Source organism: Methylophaga sp. (genome assembly GCF_030651745.1).
The window spans coordinates 1-17,073 of record NZ_JAUSCC010000045.1 but is presented as its reverse complement, the minus strand read 5'-3'; the positions used below and the strand labels follow the sequence as shown (position 1 = coordinate 17,073).

The window sequence follows — 17,073 nt, the reverse complement described above, 5'->3', positions numbered from 1 at the left end:
GTACTCCTGAAATATCTCAAGGCTCAAAAGCCTGTTCAGTGTTGTTTCATGATCACGCCGTTGTAATTCACGAAATTTATTAGAAATTATGCGGCTGGGTAAAGCTGTGCTCGCCTTATTCCGGCACGCCGAAATTGTTACTGCCACTTAAGGAGCGAAGTTTGTTCACTGCCAGCGAAGCAGCTGCAGTGCGGGTTTCAACACCGAGTTTGGTAAACACATGCTCCATATGTTTATTCACGGTACGCGGACTGGTGCCGAGGATTTCACCGATACTTTTATCGGTTTTGCCTAAAATCACCCAATGCAACACTTCCGATTCACGATTAGTCAGGTTAAATATGGCCCGTAAGGCTTCAATTTGAGCGGTTTCAGATTCTTCGCGTAGCAGAATCAACCACTGCTCTTCGCTTTGCAGATCGGCAGCATTAAAAATAAGTCGGCCGGTAGGTTTATGCACAATATAAGGTCGTAAGCGACGCTCTCCACCCTGATGTAACTGCAACACCCATTCCTGCAGTGCATCAGGGGTGTCCTGAATCAACAAGTCGTCTTCGTGACTCATATATTTTTCGATCAGTTGTCTGGCCAGTGGGGTTTGCCAGACGATCTTGCCGGTTTTCGGCAATACCGCGATGGCCGCCTGACCAAACGCATCCAATGCGCCTTGGGTTTGATTGATTAAACGTGAGTTTTTAAGGTGAGTATTAATTCGGGCGATAACTTCAACCGGGCTTAACGGTTTGGTCACATAATCGATACCGCCGGCTGAAAAGCCAGCTACAACGTGTTCGGATTCAGTCAGCCCGGTCATAAAAATCACCGGAATATGCCTTGTATTCAAATCCTGCTTCAAAATACGACAGACTTCAAAACCATCCATACCTGGCATTAAGGCATCCAGCAACACGATATCCGGACTTGCTTCCAGACTGATTTTTAATGCTGATAAACCATTATCAGCTACCAGGACGGTATAACCGGATTCCACCAAAGCATCGTGTAAAAGTGCCAGGGTATCGGGTGTGTCATCGACCACCAAAACGACCGCGTTGAGCAAACTTTCAGACATCAGCTAATTTCTCTTCTATAAAGGTTTTCATGGTGCCTAATTGAAATTTTTCCGACATTTGGCGTATTTCCGCAACAAATTGCGGGCAGGCCAGTTGTTGTTCATCAATCTCTTTGATCAGTTTTCTTATCCCAACCAAATAGCCCATGTTGATCATGCCTAACAGCTCGTTCAATACTTCATGGGATGGCAACATATAGTCTGACGCAATAGCTTCAATCGCCAGATCTTCCTTGTTTTCTATCCACTCCAGATTCAGTCTTTCACCAATCCAGGTGATTAATTCAAACAAATTCACTGGTTTTAAAATGAAATCCTTGTCGGTGATACCCGAGGAGTTTTCCAGGTTTTTATCAAAGGCATTGGCAGAAATAATGCCGATTTTGACGTCGGACTTATGCACATTACGAATCAGATGGCAGGTTTCCCAACCATCCATCTCTGGCATCGCCAAATCCATAAAAATGATTTCCGGCTGAAATTCAGGATAAATTCGCAGACATTCTGCACCTGATGCCGCTTCCCTGACTTCAAACCCCAGTGGCTCAAGAATATTTAATAACAGCTCGCGATCCACCGGTTCATTATCCACTACCAGCAGTTTACGGCGCGGACCTTTGTAACCGACCGGCATTCGGGTAGACAGGATCGGTAAATCCTCTTCCACTCGTACCGATGGCAAAAACAATCTGACAAAAAATGTCGTGCCTTTGCCTACCTGACTTTCAACATGCAACACCCCGCCCATCAGCTCGGTAAGCAATTTGCTTATCGTAAGGCCTAATCCCGTACCACCAACGCCTTGGGCCGCGCTGCCACGCACAAACGGTTCAAATATTTTATCTAATTCAGTTTGTTTAATGCCCGGACCAGTGTCTTGCACCTCTATCGATAAAAACTCCCGCGCATGGGTAAAACGCAGATGAATCGAACCTTCAGAGGTATATTTCACCGCATTGCCGATGATATTGATCAAGATCTGACTTAAGCGTTTGTGATCAGCCCGCACAACTCGTGGCAGATCCGAGCTTATTTCATATTCAAATTTCAGTCCTTTATTAATCGCCTGAAGTTCAAACATGCTGATAATTTGCTGGATATATTCAGGAAAACGCAGCGATTTGATATCAAATTGCAGTTTTCCGCCTTCGATACGCGCGATGTCTAATGTACCCTCAATCAATGACAATAAATGTTCACCACTACGCAGAATAACCTTTATCGCATTCTTGTTTTCAGCGGTGACATCGGCATTGTTATCCATCAATTGAGCATAGCCCAATATACTGTTCAGCGGGGTACGTAATTCATGACTGATACCGGTGATATAGCGGCTTTTTGCTTTGTTGGCCTGCTCGGCCACCACACGGGCACGTTGTAATTCGACGTCTGTCTGTTCATGCAGCATGATTTCGCGTTGTAACAGACTGGTTTGATGATTGGATTCCTGCTGCGCCACATTTCGGCTTTGCGACGTTAAAATCAGCCACCAGACAATGATACCGCTGACCAATACTAAAGCTGCAAAGGCTTTGAGAAAGCCAATTTTGATTTCCGGCAAAATCTGCGCGGCATTGGTGGTCAATGTTAACGAGATATGCAGATAAATCAGCCCGAAGATAGACGCCAGCAATAATATCGTCATACCCATCAGCAGAATGTAATGCCCTACTCCATTCTGGATATAACCCCACAATGATTTTGGCAACAATTTGGTCATCGACGCCTGCCACTGCGAATCCAGTTTGGCATGAGGTTTACAGGCATCATTACAACGCGCATCCAGACAGCAACACAACGAACAAATCGCCCCTTGATAGGCCGGGCAATAGGCTATGTCATCAATCTCATACTCACGCTCACAAATACTGCAGGTTTCTTTGGTTTTTCCGGGATGAAACTTATATGGCTGGCGCGCCAGATAATATTTGCCTTTGGTCCACCAGGCGATTAATGGGGAAAAAATTAACGCGGTAAACATGGCAATAAAGGATGAAAACGATTGAGCTTCCAAGCCAAACACACCAACAAAGCTCAACACCGACAATAACGAGGCAATCGCCATCGCGCCAACACCAACCGGATTGATGTCATACAGATAAGCCCGACGGAATTCGACGCCTTTCGGGCTCAAGCCCAGCGGTTTATTGATGATCAGATCAGCGACCACAGCAGTGATCCAGGAAATCGCAATATTCGAATACAAGCCCAAAATTTGCTCTAAAGCCTGGAACACATCCAGCAACATCAACATGGTGGCAATCAAAACATTGAATAATAACCACACCACACGGCCAGGATGGCTGTGCGTTAAACGGGCAAAGAAGTTGGACCAGGCCAGTGAACCGGCATAAGCATTGGTGATATTGATTTTGACCTGCGACAACACCACAAAAAATACCGTGACGGCCAACAATATATCCGCGTTAGAAAACACATAACTGAATGCTACGTGATACATATAAGTGGGGTTGATGGCTTCTTCAACAGGTTTGGCTCCCATCAGCACCAGATAAGCTAATAACGCTCCGGCAAACATCTTGATCATGCCGATAAATATCCAGCCGGGACCGGCCAAAATCACCCCTAAATGCCAACGAAAGCGGTTTTTTTGCGTTTTTTCCGGCATAAATCGCAGAAAATCCACCTGCTCACCGACTTGAGGAATCAATGCCATGCCGATAGCAATGGCCGTTCCAAACATGTAAATATTAAAACCACCATCAAAACCCGAAGCACCGGCAAAACTCATCAAGCCTCTAACTGCATCAGGTTCTTTGGCAAAAATAAAAATAAATGGCAGCACCATTAAAAACAGCCATACCGGCTGTGTAATCATCTGAATTCTGCTGATTAAGGTTACCCCGTGCGTGACCAACGGAATAATCAATACTGCGGAGATCAGATACCAGACATAAATTGGCAAGTTGAAATACATGCTCATCGCATACGCCATGATCACGGCTTCAAGGGCAAACAGAATAAAGGTAAAGGTGGCGTAAACGAATGATGAAATGGTCGAACCGATATACCCAAATCCGGCACCGCGGGTCAGCAGATCCATATCCAGGCCATATTTCGCAGCGTAATAGCTGATTGGCAGGCTGGTCAGAAAGATAATCAGACTGATGGTGAGGATGGCCCAGAAGGCATTCACAAAACCAAAGTTAACCGCCAAGGCACCGCCGATAACCTCTAAAACCAGAAAGGAAATAGCACCAAGTGCAGTATTGGAGACACGAAAAATCGACCACTTTCTGAAAGAGTGAGGAGTGAAACGCAGCGCGTAGTCTTCCAGCGTTTCGTTGGCGACCCAAGTATTGTAATCACGGCGGATTTTAACAATACGTTGTGGCGCGTTATGTTCTGATGAATCCATCAAAGCGTTATTTCCCGATAAATTTAGCCCATGGCTTGATGGATCTCCGCGCTCAATAAAATTGAGTGACATTCACGTATAGCTTACTCAGTCGCATCTTAACGTATGACTGCGGGGCATTTATCTACGTAATATTGCGTATTGAGGTTTTCAACGCTAAGTCAGACGGGGGATAGCTAATGTTCCCCCGCCTAAAGCCATCTGGTTTACATGACCAATAAATAAGCACCACTAAACGTTAAGATTGCTGCAAAACCGCGTTGCACCAGCAAGCCTAATTGGTCTTTAAAACTGGCAAGGTAAACACCAGAGCTGAGCAAAATCATCGTCGCTAACAACATGCCCACCACAGCCGCCATACCATTGCCTGCAGCAACCAGCTCCTGGCCGTGAACAAAACCATGTAATACAGCAAACACGGTGGTCAACACCAACTGCCAAATACGGTTAATGGACGTGCTTAATAAAATCACCAGACCCATTGCCAGCACGCTGACCGCAATCGCCACTTCAACAAATGCCAGTCCCGGAATCATCGAACCCAACGCGACCCCACCCAACATAAACAATACAAACAGCATCGGTATCTGCCAACGTACTGCTGATTGAGACTGCCCGGCCGAATAGCCTACTGCCAACATCACAAGTAGATGATCAATCCCGGTAAAAGGGTGACTGAAACCACTGGCAAAATTCGCCATATCATGGCCGGGATGGGCAAATGCGATAGCTGGAAAAGCCAACAAACCCAACAACGTTAACATCATTTTTTTCATCTTATTTCCCTCTTAAAAAGCGTTAATTCAACATTAATCCCTGTTTTTCAATAAAGGCCACAATCTGATCCAGACCGTCTTCCTTTTTCAGGTTACTGAACACAAAAGGCCGTTCACCACGCATGCGTTTGGAATCGCGATCCATTACTTCCAGAGAAGCGCCGACCAGCGGAGCCAGATCGGTTTTATTGATCACCAGCAAATCGGATTTGGTAATACCAGGTCCACCCTTTCGTGGAATTTTCTCACCAGCAGAAACATCGATAACATAGATGGTCAGATCGGATAATTCCGGACTGAACGTCGCGGCCAGATTATCGCCACCACTTTCCACAAAGACGATATCCAACGGATCGAAGCGTTTACTCAACTGGGCAACTGCTTCCAAGTTCATTGACGCATCTTCACGAATGGCGGTATGCGGACAGCCACCCGTTTCAACCCCAATAATGCGGTCTGCTGACAGCGCTTCGTTGCGCGTTAAAAACTCGGCATCTTCTTTGGTGTAAATATCATTGGTCACCACGGCGATATTGTATTTGTCACGTAAGCGTTTACATAAGGCCAGCGTTAATGCTGTTTTACCGGATCCAACCGGGCCACCGATACCGACTCGTAAAGGTTCTTTCATCTTGCTTTTCTCTTAATTTATGAGCGAAATAAACGGGAATACTGGGTTTCATGCCGACAACCGGCAATGCTTAACGCCGGACAAAAATTCTGGATCTCATCATCTGGCAATTGCATGGCCTGCTCCACCAGCTTGGGTAAAGTCATGGCTAACTGTGACAAAATACGTTGCCCGGCTACCTGACCTAAAGGCACGGTTTTCATCACCGCACTGACCTGATTTTCCAGAAATGACCAGGCATAGGCATGCAACATTTCCTCAAGCGAGATTTCCCAGCACAACGCTGTGACCGAATAGATAGTCGGAAAAGCAGGCTGCTGCAAGCTGCCAGTTAATAAGACGACTTGAGGAGGCCAGGTGGCTAAATCCCGTTGCAGTCTTAACAATGAATATGCCATTTGACGGGTTTCGGCCAGCGCTTCGCTGCTGTCGCGTCCAGCCTGATAATACTCATCCCAATATTGAATCTGCGGGCCATCCATCTGTTGCCAGGCTTTGAATAGTCTCAGTAAAACCGGTAATTCAAAGTTGGCAAAATAAATCGACAACACATCACCAATCCACTGTTTCGACGATTCAATATCGGTCACATCACCAGTTTCAATCGCCCATTCCAGACCCTGTGAATAACTGTAGGCACCGACCGGCAACATCGGGCTGGCCAGTTGTAAGAGGCGTGACAGTGATGCTGAGCGCATTTTAGTGGCTGTGGCCGTGTTGGTGGGGATGTGCGTGGTCGTGGGAATGCGCGTCGTCATGATCATGATGGTGATGATGTCCGCCGCTACCAGCGTAGGCTCCGGATTCCGGTTCAAATGGCGCTTGCAGTTCTTCGACCTGAACATCTAAACCCAGCAGCATATCCTTCAGCACGGAATCGGTTTCCAGTTTCAACCAGCCATCACCAATTTCCAGCGGAACATGACGATTACCCAAATGATAAGCTGCTCGTGTTAAAGCTTTAGAAGTGGTAGCAGTCACTTTCATCACAGCCTGATCAGCGGCTATCACTTCAATGATTTCACCGCTATCAGCCTGCAAGAAATCACCGCCTCGCAGAATAGTACCGCGTTGCATATATAATGCAGCCTCAATACCGGATTGCAAAGTAACACGAAGGCGGCTTTTCTGGCGTAAATCAAAACTTAAGGCAACCACATCCGCAATCACGGTATCGGTGTGGATATGATCAAGTTTGGTAGAAATTGATAGCATTTTGAAACCTAGCCTAATTTAAAACTAAAACAGGAAGTAACGTTGCGCCATCGGCAATTCAGTTGCCGGTTCGCAGATTAATAATTCACCATCGGCCAGCACCTGATAGGTTTCCGGATCGACCTCGATTTTTGGTGTAGCATCGTTCAACACCATATCTTTTTTGCTGATATTTCGGCAGTTTTTTACTGCCACCAGTGTTTTTTGCAAACCCAATGCATTGACCGCCGGGTTGGATAAGGCTGCTTCGGAAACAAAGGTTAATGAGGTTTTCAAAGCTTTGCCAAAACTGCCAAACATCGGCCGATAATGTACTGGCTGTGGCGTTGGGATCGATGCGTTCGGGTCGCCCATTGCTGCTGCCGCAATCATGCCGCCTTTTAATATCAAGGTGGGTTTCACCCCAAAAAACGCCGGACGCCACAATACTAAATCAGCAAATTTACCGGCTTCAATCGAACCGACTTTATGCGAAATACCGTGAGTAATCGCCGGATTGATGGTGTATTTGGCAATATAGCGTTTGACACGGAAATTATCGGCATCGCCTTCGCCACGCTCGGCGTCTTCTTTTAAAGCGCCGCGTTGGATTTTCATTTTATGAGCGGTCTGCCAGGTACGAATCACCACTTCACCTACTCGCCCCATCGCTTGAGAGTCTGATGACATCATCGCAAAGGCACCGGTGTCATGCAGAATATCTTCTGCAGCAATGGTTTCACGGCGAATACGTGATTCGGCAAACGCCACATCTTCAGCAATGGATGGATCCAGATGATGGCAAACCATCAGCATATCCAGATGTTCATCCAGAGTATTGATGGTAAATGGCCGCGTGGGATTGGTTGAGGAAGGCAATACATTCGGAGAACCAATGGCTTTGATAATATCCGGCGCATGACCGCCACCAGCACCTTCGGTATGAAAGGTATGAATGGTGCGACCTTTAAACGCATCCAAAGTGGTTTCGACAAATCCTGATTCATTGAGAGTATCGGTATGAATCGCCACCTGAACATCCATTTCCTCTGCCACACTCAGACAATTATCGATAGCTGCTGGTGTGGTGCCCCAATCTTCATGCAATTTCAAACCGATAACACCAGCTTCAATCTGCTCTCTGGCCGGTTCGGGTTGAGAAACATTGCCTTTACCGAAAAACCCCATATTCATTGGAAATGCTTCAGCAGCTTCCAGCATCCGGTGAATATGCCAGGGTCCTGGCGTACATGTCGTCGCATAGGTGCCAGTGGCTGGACCTGTGCCACCGCCCAACATGGTAGTCACACCTGACATCAGGGCTTCTTCAATCTGTTGTGGGCAAATCCAGTGAATATGGCTGTCGATACCACCAGCAGTAAGGAGCATGCCTTCACCGGCAATGATTTCGGTACCGGCACCAATCGGAATGGTGACATTAGGTTGAATATCGGGATTACCGGCCTTACCAATCGCCCAGATATGGCCGTCTTTCAAGGCGACATCAGCTTTGATAATGCCAGTGACCGCATCAATGATCAGCGCATTGGTGATAACGGTATCGGCTACTTCGCTGGCAACTAATTGGGATTGCCCCATACCATCACGAATAACTTTACCGCCACCAAACTTGACCTCTTCACCATAGGTGGTCAGATCCTGTTCGACTTCAATCCATAATTCAGTGTCTGCCAAGCGGACTTTATCGCCCACGGTGGGACCAAACATTTCGGCATAGGCCTGCCGATCAATTTTAAGACTCATTACAAGGCTCCCATAACTCGGCCGGCAAAGCCGTAAACCTGACGTAGACCGGATAAAGCAACCAATTCGACTGTTCGGGTCTGACCGGGCTCAAACCGGACAGCCGTTCCCGGAGCAATATTCAAGCGAAATCCATAGGCCAACTGACGATCAAACTGCAGTGCATCATTGACTTCAAAAAAATGGTAGTGCGAACCAATCTGCACTGGTCGATCACCGCTGTTGGACACATCAATGGTGATCAGTTCACGATCCACATTCATTGGCAAATCGCCCGCTTTTACTCGCATTTCACCTGGAATCATCGTCTTTGTCCTCAGATAATCGGATTATGTACGGTCACCAGCTTGGTGCCATCAGGAAAGGTCGCTTCCACCTGGATTTCCGGCAGCATTTCCGCAATACCATCCATCACATCATCACGTCCCAACAAAGTTGCACCGTAATCCATCAGTTCTGCAACGGTTCGGCCATCCCGGGCGCCTTCCATAATCGCTGCAGAAATATAGGCGACGGCTTCCGGGTAATTCAGTTTCAGGCCACGATCCTTGCGCCGTTCAGCGAGCAATGCCGCAGTGAAAATCAGTAATTTATCTTTTTCTCTTGGTGTCAGTTCCATTACTTCATTACCTTGTTTATTTCTGTCTAGGTCGCCCAAATACGCGGACGAACAACGTCACGGCTGGCATACCACGGACGCAAGCAGTGCCATAATTTTTCAAAATAGATTTTAGCTTCCTGAGCACACGGCCCGATGTAACGCGCGGTAAAAATTTCCGGTAAGGCCGAAACACCAAAACTAGCCGATGACTCGACGCTGATTTGCTGACAGGCATGCAAAATCTCAGTCGGTGTATTACCAGCCGTCACCACAAAATTGCCAAACACCACATGATTGCGTAATCCGGCAATCGAACGTAACACGGCACTATCAGGTTTTAATACCACCGATTCATTCCAGATCAATTTGCCATCACGTTTAATTGATAATTGTTGCCGAAAGTTACCTTTATTCCAACGTTCCCCACTGGCCTGACGGCCCAGGCAAACCACTTCCCATCCGGCAAATACAGCGTTTTCAGCAAGATTAACCTGGGTTTTTAACGCCACATCGGCGCCATCAAACACAATATTTTCCTGCGGCAGCCATTCCAGCTGAGTATTGTCATCCAAGGTCATTTCAATATGTTGACTGGCTTGGCGACCGGCTGATTTATACCATTTCGTCGCGCCGGGAGTGGTTAGTAAAGCTGATGATTCTGTTTGCATATCTACAGTCAGCTGCAAACGGTCACCACCCGCAACACCACCAGGAGGATGAATAATCACCCCATGTGCCGGATTGTTGCCTTCAGGATAGAGAATTTTTTGAATGACTAACGGGCCATGATGCTGGCGGCGGGCCAGGATGGTTTTGTTGGAGCGGCTATCGAACATCAGTTTGAGACTGGCATCCCAGCCAGTCATCAACTGATTAATTGCAGGTTTTTCAATTTGTTGGGTTATCGGTAAAACTGGTTCTGAGCGCACATTCATGCCAACACACTCCTTCATGTTGAGCATAGAGCATCATATTTCCTAACCAATAACAATCGTTTTAGACCGTCAGATACTTTTTGATCATCGCCGCATCAACGTCAGCACGCATATCCTCGTGAATAAACTTGCCTTTTTCAATCACGATAATGCGGTCAGCGATTTCCATGGTGAAACTCAAAACCTGCTCGGAAACGATAATAGTGATTTCACGCATTTTGCGAATTTCATTAAGCACCTTGGCAATATCTTTGATGATAGATGGTTGAATACCTTCGGTCGGCTCATCCAGCAATAACACTTTTGGATTGGTCACCAGCGCTCGGGCAATCGCCAACTGTTGCTGCTGTCCACCCGACAAGTTACCGCCCTTACGATGCCGCATATCATGCAGCACCGGAAACAAGGCAAAAATCTCATCCGGGATCGATTTCATTTTAGAAACCTGCAAACCGGTTTCGATATTTTCCTGTACGGTCAGATTCGAAAAAATCATCCGGCCTTGTGGCACGTAGGCAATACCATTGGCCACACGTTGATGACTTTCCATACCACCAACACTGACCCCTTCAATACTGACTTTGTCTGCCTGACTGGGCAATATGCCCATCAAAGATTTGAATAACGTGGTTTTACCCATGCCATTGCGGCCCATAATCGCCAATGTTTCATTTTTGTCGACTTTAAAGCTGATGTCATGAATAACCTGGCTTTGGCCATAACTTACTTGTAAATTTTCTACTTCAAACATGGTTAATCTCCCAGCTTAAAATCAATGCCCAAGATAGACTTCAATGACCTTTTCATCCGCCTGCACCTTCTCCATCGTACCTTCAGCAAGGATTTTCCCTTGATGTAGTACGGTCACTTTGCGGGCGATCTTTTTGACGAATTCCATATCATGCTCAATTACTATTACCGAACGGTTTTCGCAGATTCGGTTAAGTAACTCAGCCGTTTCGTCACGTTCCTTGGCACTCATGCCGGCCACTGGCTCATCGAGCATCAATAATTCCGGATCCTGCATCAGCAACATGCCGATCTCCAGCCATTGTTTCTGACCGTGACTGAGAATCGCCGCCTCGGTATCCAGAAAATTTTCCAGCTGAATTTCCTTGGCCACTTCATTTACGCGTTTGATAACTTCATCGGTGGTTTGGAAAAACAAACTGCCGAAAACGCCACGACCTTCTGGATAAGAAACTTCCAGATTCTGATACACCGTCAGGTTTTCATAGATTGATGGTGTTTGAAATTTACGGCCAATGCCAGCCCGTACAATTTCATGTTCCGCCATTTTGGTCATTTCATTGTTTTTAAAACTGATCGAACCGGAGCTGGCCTTGGTTTTTCCGCAAATCAAATCCAGCAATGTGGTTTTACCGGCACCGTTAGGACCGATAACCACTCGCAGCTCATTTTTGTCGATATACATGGTTAATGAATCAACTGCCTTGAAGCCATCAAACGAAACCGTAAGATCTTCAATCGCCAATAAAAAATCGGTAGTGGTGGTCATGATTTGGCTCCTTCGGTTTTTTCATCAGACGTTGAAACCAAGTCTGAGGTTACTTCAGCAATAGAAACGGCAGGTGCAACCTGGGCATCCAACACTGCTTTATCCGGTATCAGATTCATCCGGCGGATAAACTTGAATCGTGGCGCATATTTATTCCAAATCCCGGCTAAGCCATTCGGGAAGAACATAACCACCGCGATAAACAGACCGCCCATAAGGAACAACCACATTTCCGGGAAGGTTTCGGAAAAGCCGGTTTTACCAAAGTTGACCAGCAAGGTGCCGTAAACCACACCGATTAATGACATGCGTCCACCGACAGCGGCAAAGATAACCATTTCAATTGACGGCACAATGCCGACAAATGACGGTGACATAAAGCCAACCTGCAAAGTGAACATCGCACCACCAATCGCTGCGATAACTGCAGATACGCAGAACACAAAGATCTTGAAGTTAGAGACGTCGTAACCGGAAAAACGTACCCGATCTTCTTTGTCTTTCATTGCCAACAGTAATTGTCCGAACTTACTGGTGAGGATGAACTTGCTCATCATAATGACGCCAAGCAAAAGCAAAGCATTAATAAAGTAGAGCGTTAACTTGGCCGAATCGGTACGAATATCCCAGCCATTCAAGGTTTTCAGGTCAGTAATACCGTTGATACCACCGGTATAACCTTGTTGACCGACGATTAACACGGTCAGAATCACCGCGATAACCTGAGTGATGATGGCAAAGTAAACCCCGCCCACCCGACGTTTAAACATCGAATAACCAATAATAAACGCAAAGATCGATGGCACCAGAATGATGGCTAACAAAGTAAAGGTGAAACTCTCAAACGGAATCCAGAACCAGGGCAATTCATATAACTGGTTCCAGTCCATAAAGTCTGGAATACCTGGTGTAGTCTGGATCTTGGTGCTTTCAGGATCGGAAGCTTCCAGTTTGAGGAACATGGCCATGGCATAACCACCCAGACCAAAGAACACGCCTTGTCCCAAACTTAAAATACCGCCGTAACCCCATAACAACACCAGACTGACGGCCGCAAAGGCGAAGGTTAAATATTTACCTACCAGATTCAACCGGAAGGCATCCAGAAACAGTGGGAAGATCACTAAAATCAGGATGGCCAGAATGGCAATGGCCACCGCCCCGTTCTTACCGCCCAAAAATCGCTCATAGACAAAATTCATGATTATCTCCTGCTAATTATTTACGAACTTTGGAAGAGAACAAACCTTCAGGGCGAATCATCAAAATGATGATCAGCGTCAGCAAAGTAATGACTTTCGCCATTGAGCTGCTGATGAAGAATTCAAGAATGGATTGTGCCTGTGCAATGGTGAACGCCGATGCAATGGTGCCAAACAAGCTGGCTGCACCACCGAATACCACAACCATGAACGTATCAACGATATATAAAGAACCAGAGGTTGGACCGGTTGAAGCAATGGTAGTAAAGGCTGCACCGGCAATCCCGGCGATACCGCAACCTAAAGCAAATGTCAGTCTATCAACCCGTTTGGTGTTGATACCTACCGCGCCACTCATCACGCGATTTTGGGTAGTGGCACGCACATTCAGCCCCCATGCAGAGCGATACATCAGCAGGAACACACCCAGCGTTACAAAGCCGGTCAGTCCCAATACAAACATCCCGTTAATCGGAATAAAGATAGAGTCTGTCGGCATCCATGAGCCCATCAGCCAGTCCGGTAAGGTTGGGCTGACTTCACGTGCGCCGAAGTAGGAACGAAATGATTGTTGCATGATCAGGCTTAAACCCCAGGTCGCCAGTAGCGTATCCAGAGGTCGTTTATAGAGATGCCTTATTAGTACATATTCTGTTAAGTAGCCGAATGCTCCCGCCACAATAAATGACGCGACGATGGCAACTAAAAAGTAGTAATTCATTAACTCAGGAAAATACGTTTGTGTCATGACTGAAAGCAGATAAGTCGTATAGGCACCCATCGCCATAAATTCGCCATGGGCCATGTTAATGACACCCATCTGCCCAAAGATAATTGCAAGACCCAGTGCCATTAACAGCAGCACACTGAACAAGCTAATCCCAACAAAGCCTTGCATGGCCAGAATTGAAGTCAATTCTTGTAATGAAAAGTCACCCATAACGGATACTCCGATGCATTTTCCGATTAATCAAAGAGTGGATTCACACTCTGTCCTTCTTTCACCCAGACAGGCTGGTCAAAATTGACCAGCCTGTGTTTAGCGAATGGTTTAGTTCGATCTATTGGTAACCTTCTGGGAATGGGTTTGGCTCAATCAGATCCGATTCAAAGACTACGGTTGCCTGACCATCACGATTCCATTGACCGATGCGGGTTTTACTCCACAAGTGGTGGTTAGGATGCAGTTTGACGTAGCCTTCTGGCGCAGTGTCCAGTTCGATTTCGCCAGTTCTGGAAACTTCAACAATTTTGTCGATATCGAAGCTGCCAGCTTTCTCAACTGCTGCTTTCCATAACCAAGGGCCAAGGTAAGCTGCTTGAGTTACGTCACCGATAACGCTGTCTGCACCGTGCATTTCTTTAAATGCTTTTACAAACTCAACGTTGTTCGGGTTATCCAGGCTTTGGAAGTACTTCATTACTGAGTAGAAACCTTCCAGGTTTTCACCGCCGATACCCAATACTTCATCTTCAGTTACCGACAGAGTCAGCAAAGTTTGGTTTTTAGAAGTGATACCTGCAGCATTCAGCTGTTTGAACCATGCAACGTTACTGCCGCCAACAACCGCAGCAAAGATAACGTCAGGTTTTCTCAGACGGATACGATTGATGATTGAACCGAACTGAGTGTCACCTAAAGGTTTGTATTCTTCACCAACCACTTGACCGCCCAGCACTTTTTCAATGTGGATACGGGCAATTTTCATTGAAGTACGTGGCCAGATATAGTCAGAACCGATCAGGAAGAATGTTTTGGCACCTTTCTCTTCAGCGACCCAATCTAAGCCTGCCAGAATCTGTTGTGTTGCTTCCTGGCCGGTATAGATAACGTTTTTGGATTGTTCCAGACCTTCATAGAAAGTCGGGTAATACAAAATGCCGTTTTCTTGTTCAAAGATAGGTAATACCGCTTTACGTGATGCTGATGTCCAGCAACCGAATACTGCAGCTACCTTGTCATTTCGCAGCAATTTGCGTGATTTTTCAGCAAATGTCGGCCAGTCACTGGCACCGTCTTCCTGAATGATTCTGATTTGACGGCCGAGGATACCGCCGCTTTCATTGATCTGTTTAATCGCCAGTTTTTCAGCTTCCTGAGCACCGGTTTCACTGATCGCCATGGTGCCGGTCAATGAATGCAAAATACCCACTGTTACTGTGTCATCGGTTACTGCCAGACCCGTGGTGTTGACTTCGGCAGTCGGATAATCCGCCGCCATTGCTGTGCTGGTAATAAAACCAGCCGCCACCATTGCACTAAGCAGTGCGCCGGTTTTGCCTAAAAATTTTCGTCGACTAAAGTAGCTCATCGTGTATCTCCTGTTAACAAATTTAGAGTGAACAGCATTGTTCCGAACGGTTTTGTTTTTTGGGGCTCAATGACCGAGCATCCAGGGTCTTGCGGTTTTCTTTGTCTGCATCATCAAGCCATTAGGGTTACTTTTGGCTTGTGCTGCCGCTTTGGATTTATCGGCTGAATCCGTTTTGCAAGTGTGTGTTCCTGAGCATCCACAGCTGGAACGTCGTACTTGTTTGGGTTCATGGGCCGATTTTTCATTGCGCTCTTTAGCCACTCGAGTGTTACGGTCCATCAGCGCGAGATAGGGTGCGGTAATAATCCGCACCGCCATCTCGCCACATTCAACACATTCGACGGAATCACCGGCTTCGCTCATTTTGCGAAGCGCGGTGAAGTCGCCACAGTGTTCACATCGGTAGTCATATATCGGCATAACGTGATATCCCGTCTTAAGATGTAGAACTTAAGTCAAAGCCCTGGGTGACAAATTGCGATGGGCCATCTGCCGTCGGGTTGATATTGAAATCAAAGATTTCTGTCGGTATCCACAATGTGGCACAAGCATTAGGGATATCTACCACACCGCTAATATGACCTTGAACCGGGGCGGTACCTAGAATCGATAGTGCCTGCTCACCTGTGTAGCCGAATTTCTTCAGATATTCGATGGCATTGAGGCAAGCCTGACGATAGGCAACATGTACATCCAGATAATGTTGTTTGCCTTGTTCATCAACCGAAATACCTTCAAACATCAGGAAGTCACTGTAAGTCGGTGTTAACGGACTGTTTTTGAACAGTGGATTTTTGATGCCGTATTTCTTCACGCCATCTTTAATCAGGCTGACTTTGATATCGAGATAGCCGGCCATTTCGATAGCACCACAGAAAGTGATTTCACCGTCACCTTGTGAAAAGTGAAGGTCGCCCATCGATAAACCGCCGTCTTTCACGTAGACCGGGAAGTAGATTTTGGAACCTTTGGTCAAGTCCTTGATATCGCAGTTACCACCATGTTCACGTGGTGGCACGGTGCGAGCACCTTCTCTTGCTGCCTTGACCGCTTCATCACCTTTTAAACGGCCCATTACTGCAGCTTGTTCGTTTGGTGGTAAGGCTAAAGGTGGCACCCGATCAGGTTCTGTTGCAATCAGCTCGGCTTCACGTTTGTTCCACTCTTCCAGCATTTCACGTGAAGGCAGGCAACCAATCAGACCAGGATGCATAATGCCGGCGAATTTAACATTCGGCACATGACGTGAAGTGGTGTAAATACCGTGGAAATCCCAGATGGATTTACGTGCTTCAGGGAAATGATCGGTTAAAAAACCACCGCCGTTCTCTCTAGAGAAAAAGGCATTAAAACCCCATTGCGAATCTTCAAAGGTGCCGACATCTAAAATGTCGACGACCATCAAATCACCGGGTTCAGCACCTTCCACCCCAATCGGACCGCTGAGGTAGTGGACTTGTAACAAGTCCACATCTCGAATGTCATTGGCGCTGTCGTTGTTACCGATCTGGCCACCAGTCCAGTCCATACATTCCACACGGAACTCATCGCCCGGTTTGACCATGGCAATCATCGGAATATCAGGATGCCAGCGATTATGGATTTGTCCGTCCTGTTCCCAGGGTTTTTTATCTAAATCAAGTTTTACTAAGGTTTTCATCTGTATCTCCTACGTTGAAGAAACG

The 17,073-nt window shown here is 46.6% G+C and carries 17 protein-coding genes; all 17 read right to left on the bottom strand.

Annotation, left to right across the window (positions count from 1 at the left end):
* Positions 1-115 precede the first annotated feature (115 nt).
* The 17 genes from Q7V21_RS04945 to fmdA all read right to left on the bottom strand — a co-directional run bounded on the left by Q7V21_RS04945 (position 116) and on the right by fmdA (position 17,048).
* Complete coding sequence (locus tag Q7V21_RS04945; RefSeq protein WP_304916217.1) at positions 116-1,072, bottom strand: response regulator transcription factor; 957 nt, start codon at positions 1,070-1,072, stop codon at positions 116-118.
* The gene (locus Q7V21_RS04940) at positions 1,065-4,451 is read right to left on the bottom strand and encodes an ATP-binding protein (RefSeq protein WP_304916216.1); all 3,387 of its coding nucleotides are present in this window, start codon (positions 4,449-4,451) and stop codon (positions 1,065-1,067) included. Before Q7V21_RS04940 ends, Q7V21_RS04945 begins: the two co-directional genes overlap by 8 nt.
* 206 nt (positions 4,452-4,657) lie before the next feature.
* Positions 4,658-5,227 carry a HupE/UreJ family protein gene (locus Q7V21_RS04935; RefSeq protein ID WP_304916215.1) on the bottom strand — a complete coding sequence of 190 codons (570 nt, stop codon included), beginning with the start codon at positions 5,225-5,227 and terminating at the stop codon, positions 4,658-4,660.
* A 22-nt stretch (positions 5,228-5,249) separates the two neighbouring features.
* A complete protein-coding gene (gene ureG, locus Q7V21_RS04930; protein WP_304916214.1) occupies positions 5,250-5,858 on the bottom strand; it encodes an urease accessory protein UreG in 609 nt (202 codons plus the stop codon).
* Positions 5,859-5,875: 17 nt separating this feature from the next.
* Positions 5,876-6,556, bottom strand: a complete 681-nt coding sequence (locus tag Q7V21_RS04925) for an urease accessory protein UreF (protein ID WP_304916213.1) — start codon at positions 6,554-6,556, stop codon at positions 5,876-5,878.
* Between the two features lies 1 nt (position 6,557).
* Positions 6,558-7,073, bottom strand: coding sequence for an urease accessory protein UreE (gene ureE, locus Q7V21_RS04920; protein WP_304916212.1), 516 nt, complete (start codon positions 7,071-7,073; stop codon positions 6,558-6,560).
* Positions 7,074-7,097: 24 nt separating this feature from the next.
* A complete protein-coding gene (gene ureC / locus Q7V21_RS04915; protein ID WP_304916211.1) occupies positions 7,098-8,816 on the bottom strand; it encodes an urease subunit alpha in 1,719 nt (572 codons plus the stop codon).
* The gene (locus tag Q7V21_RS04910) at positions 8,816-9,121 is read right to left on the bottom strand and encodes an urease subunit beta (RefSeq protein WP_304916210.1); all 306 of its coding nucleotides are present in this window, start codon (positions 9,119-9,121) and stop codon (positions 8,816-8,818) included. The genes ureC and Q7V21_RS04910 overlap by 1 nt, the downstream gene beginning before the upstream one ends.
* An 11-nt stretch (positions 9,122-9,132) precedes the next feature.
* Complete coding sequence (gene ureA / locus Q7V21_RS04905) at positions 9,133-9,435, bottom strand: urease subunit gamma (protein WP_304916209.1); 303 nt, start codon at positions 9,433-9,435, stop codon at positions 9,133-9,135.
* 26 nt (positions 9,436-9,461) lie between these two features.
* Positions 9,462-10,352, bottom strand: coding sequence for an urease accessory protein UreD (locus tag Q7V21_RS04900; RefSeq protein WP_304916208.1), 891 nt, complete (start codon positions 10,350-10,352; stop codon positions 9,462-9,464).
* Between the two features lie 61 nt (positions 10,353-10,413).
* Positions 10,414-11,103, bottom strand: coding sequence for an urea ABC transporter ATP-binding subunit UrtE (gene urtE, locus Q7V21_RS04895; RefSeq protein ID WP_136554967.1), 690 nt, complete (start codon positions 11,101-11,103; stop codon positions 10,414-10,416).
* A gap of 21 nt (positions 11,104-11,124) precedes the next feature.
* Complete coding sequence (gene urtD / locus Q7V21_RS04890; RefSeq protein ID WP_304916207.1) at positions 11,125-11,871, bottom strand: urea ABC transporter ATP-binding protein UrtD; 747 nt, start codon at positions 11,869-11,871, stop codon at positions 11,125-11,127.
* Entirely contained in the window at positions 11,868-13,073 is a 1,206-nt protein-coding gene (urtC, locus tag Q7V21_RS04885; protein ID WP_304916206.1) for an urea ABC transporter permease subunit UrtC, read from the bottom strand. The genes urtD and urtC overlap by 4 nt, the downstream gene beginning before the upstream one ends.
* 16 nt (positions 13,074-13,089) lie before the next feature.
* On the bottom strand, positions 13,090-14,013 hold the full coding sequence (gene urtB, locus Q7V21_RS04880; protein ID WP_304916205.1) for an urea ABC transporter permease subunit UrtB: 924 nt from the start codon (positions 14,011-14,013) through the stop codon (positions 13,090-13,092).
* A gap of 121 nt (positions 14,014-14,134) precedes the next feature.
* Positions 14,135-15,385 (bottom strand): urea ABC transporter substrate-binding protein, encoded by a 1,251-nt coding sequence (urtA, locus tag Q7V21_RS04875; RefSeq protein ID WP_304916204.1) that lies wholly within the window; start codon positions 15,383-15,385, stop codon positions 14,135-14,137.
* Positions 15,386-15,451: 66 nt separating this feature from the next.
* Positions 15,452-15,808 carry a zinc ribbon domain-containing protein gene (locus Q7V21_RS04870; protein ID WP_304916203.1) on the bottom strand — a complete coding sequence of 119 codons (357 nt, stop codon included), beginning with the start codon at positions 15,806-15,808 and terminating at the stop codon, positions 15,452-15,454.
* Between the two features lie 16 nt (positions 15,809-15,824).
* A complete protein-coding gene (gene fmdA, locus Q7V21_RS04865; RefSeq protein WP_304916202.1) occupies positions 15,825-17,048 on the bottom strand; it encodes a formamidase in 1,224 nt (407 codons plus the stop codon).
* Between the last annotated feature and the right edge of the window lie 25 nt (positions 17,049-17,073).

What these genes read in the sequence shown, in the direction of transcription:
- Q7V21_RS04945 (WP_304916217.1), bottom strand. Translation starts at nt 1,072, where the DNA reads ATGTCTGAAAGTTTGCTCAACGCGGTCGTTTTGGTGGTCGATGACACA.
- Q7V21_RS04940 (WP_304916216.1), bottom strand. Translation starts at nt 4,451, where the DNA reads ATGGATTCATCAGAACATAACGCGCCACAACGTATTGTTAAAATCCGC.
- Q7V21_RS04935 (WP_304916215.1), bottom strand. Translation starts at nt 5,227, where the DNA reads ATGAAAAAAATGATGTTAACGTTGTTGGGTTTGTTGGCTTTTCCAGCT.
- ureG (WP_304916214.1), bottom strand. Translation starts at nt 5,858, where the DNA reads ATGAAAGAACCTTTACGAGTCGGTATCGGTGGCCCGGTTGGATCCGGT.
- Q7V21_RS04925 (WP_304916213.1), bottom strand. Translation starts at nt 6,556, where the DNA reads ATGCGCTCAGCATCACTGTCACGCCTCTTACAACTGGCCAGCCCGATG.
- ureE (WP_304916212.1), bottom strand. Translation starts at nt 7,073, where the DNA reads ATGCTATCAATTTCTACCAAACTTGATCATATCCACACCGATACCGTG.
- ureC (WP_304916211.1), bottom strand. Translation starts at nt 8,816, where the DNA reads ATGAGTCTTAAAATTGATCGGCAGGCCTATGCCGAAATGTTTGGTCCC.
- Q7V21_RS04910 (WP_304916210.1), bottom strand. Translation starts at nt 9,121, where the DNA reads ATGATTCCAGGTGAAATGCGAGTAAAAGCGGGCGATTTGCCAATGAAT.
- ureA (WP_304916209.1), bottom strand. Translation starts at nt 9,435, where the DNA reads ATGGAACTGACACCAAGAGAAAAAGATAAATTACTGATTTTCACTGCG.
- Q7V21_RS04900 (WP_304916208.1), bottom strand. Translation starts at nt 10,352, where the DNA reads ATGAATGTGCGCTCAGAACCAGTTTTACCGATAACCCAACAAATTGAA.
- urtE (WP_136554967.1), bottom strand. Translation starts at nt 11,103, where the DNA reads ATGTTTGAAGTAGAAAATTTACAAGTAAGTTATGGCCAAAGCCAGGTT.
- urtD (WP_304916207.1), bottom strand. Translation starts at nt 11,871, where the DNA reads ATGACCACCACTACCGATTTTTTATTGGCGATTGAAGATCTTACGGTT.
- urtC (WP_304916206.1), bottom strand. Translation starts at nt 13,073, where the DNA reads ATGAATTTTGTCTATGAGCGATTTTTGGGCGGTAAGAACGGGGCGGTG.
- urtB (WP_304916205.1), bottom strand. Translation starts at nt 14,013, where the DNA reads ATGGGTGACTTTTCATTACAAGAATTGACTTCAATTCTGGCCATGCAA.
- urtA (WP_304916204.1), bottom strand. Translation starts at nt 15,385, where the DNA reads ATGAGCTACTTTAGTCGACGAAAATTTTTAGGCAAAACCGGCGCACTG.
- Q7V21_RS04870 (WP_304916203.1), bottom strand. Translation starts at nt 15,808, where the DNA reads ATGCCGATATATGACTACCGATGTGAACACTGTGGCGACTTCACCGCG.
- fmdA (WP_304916202.1), bottom strand. Translation starts at nt 17,048, where the DNA reads ATGAAAACCTTAGTAAAACTTGATTTAGATAAAAAACCCTGGGAACAG.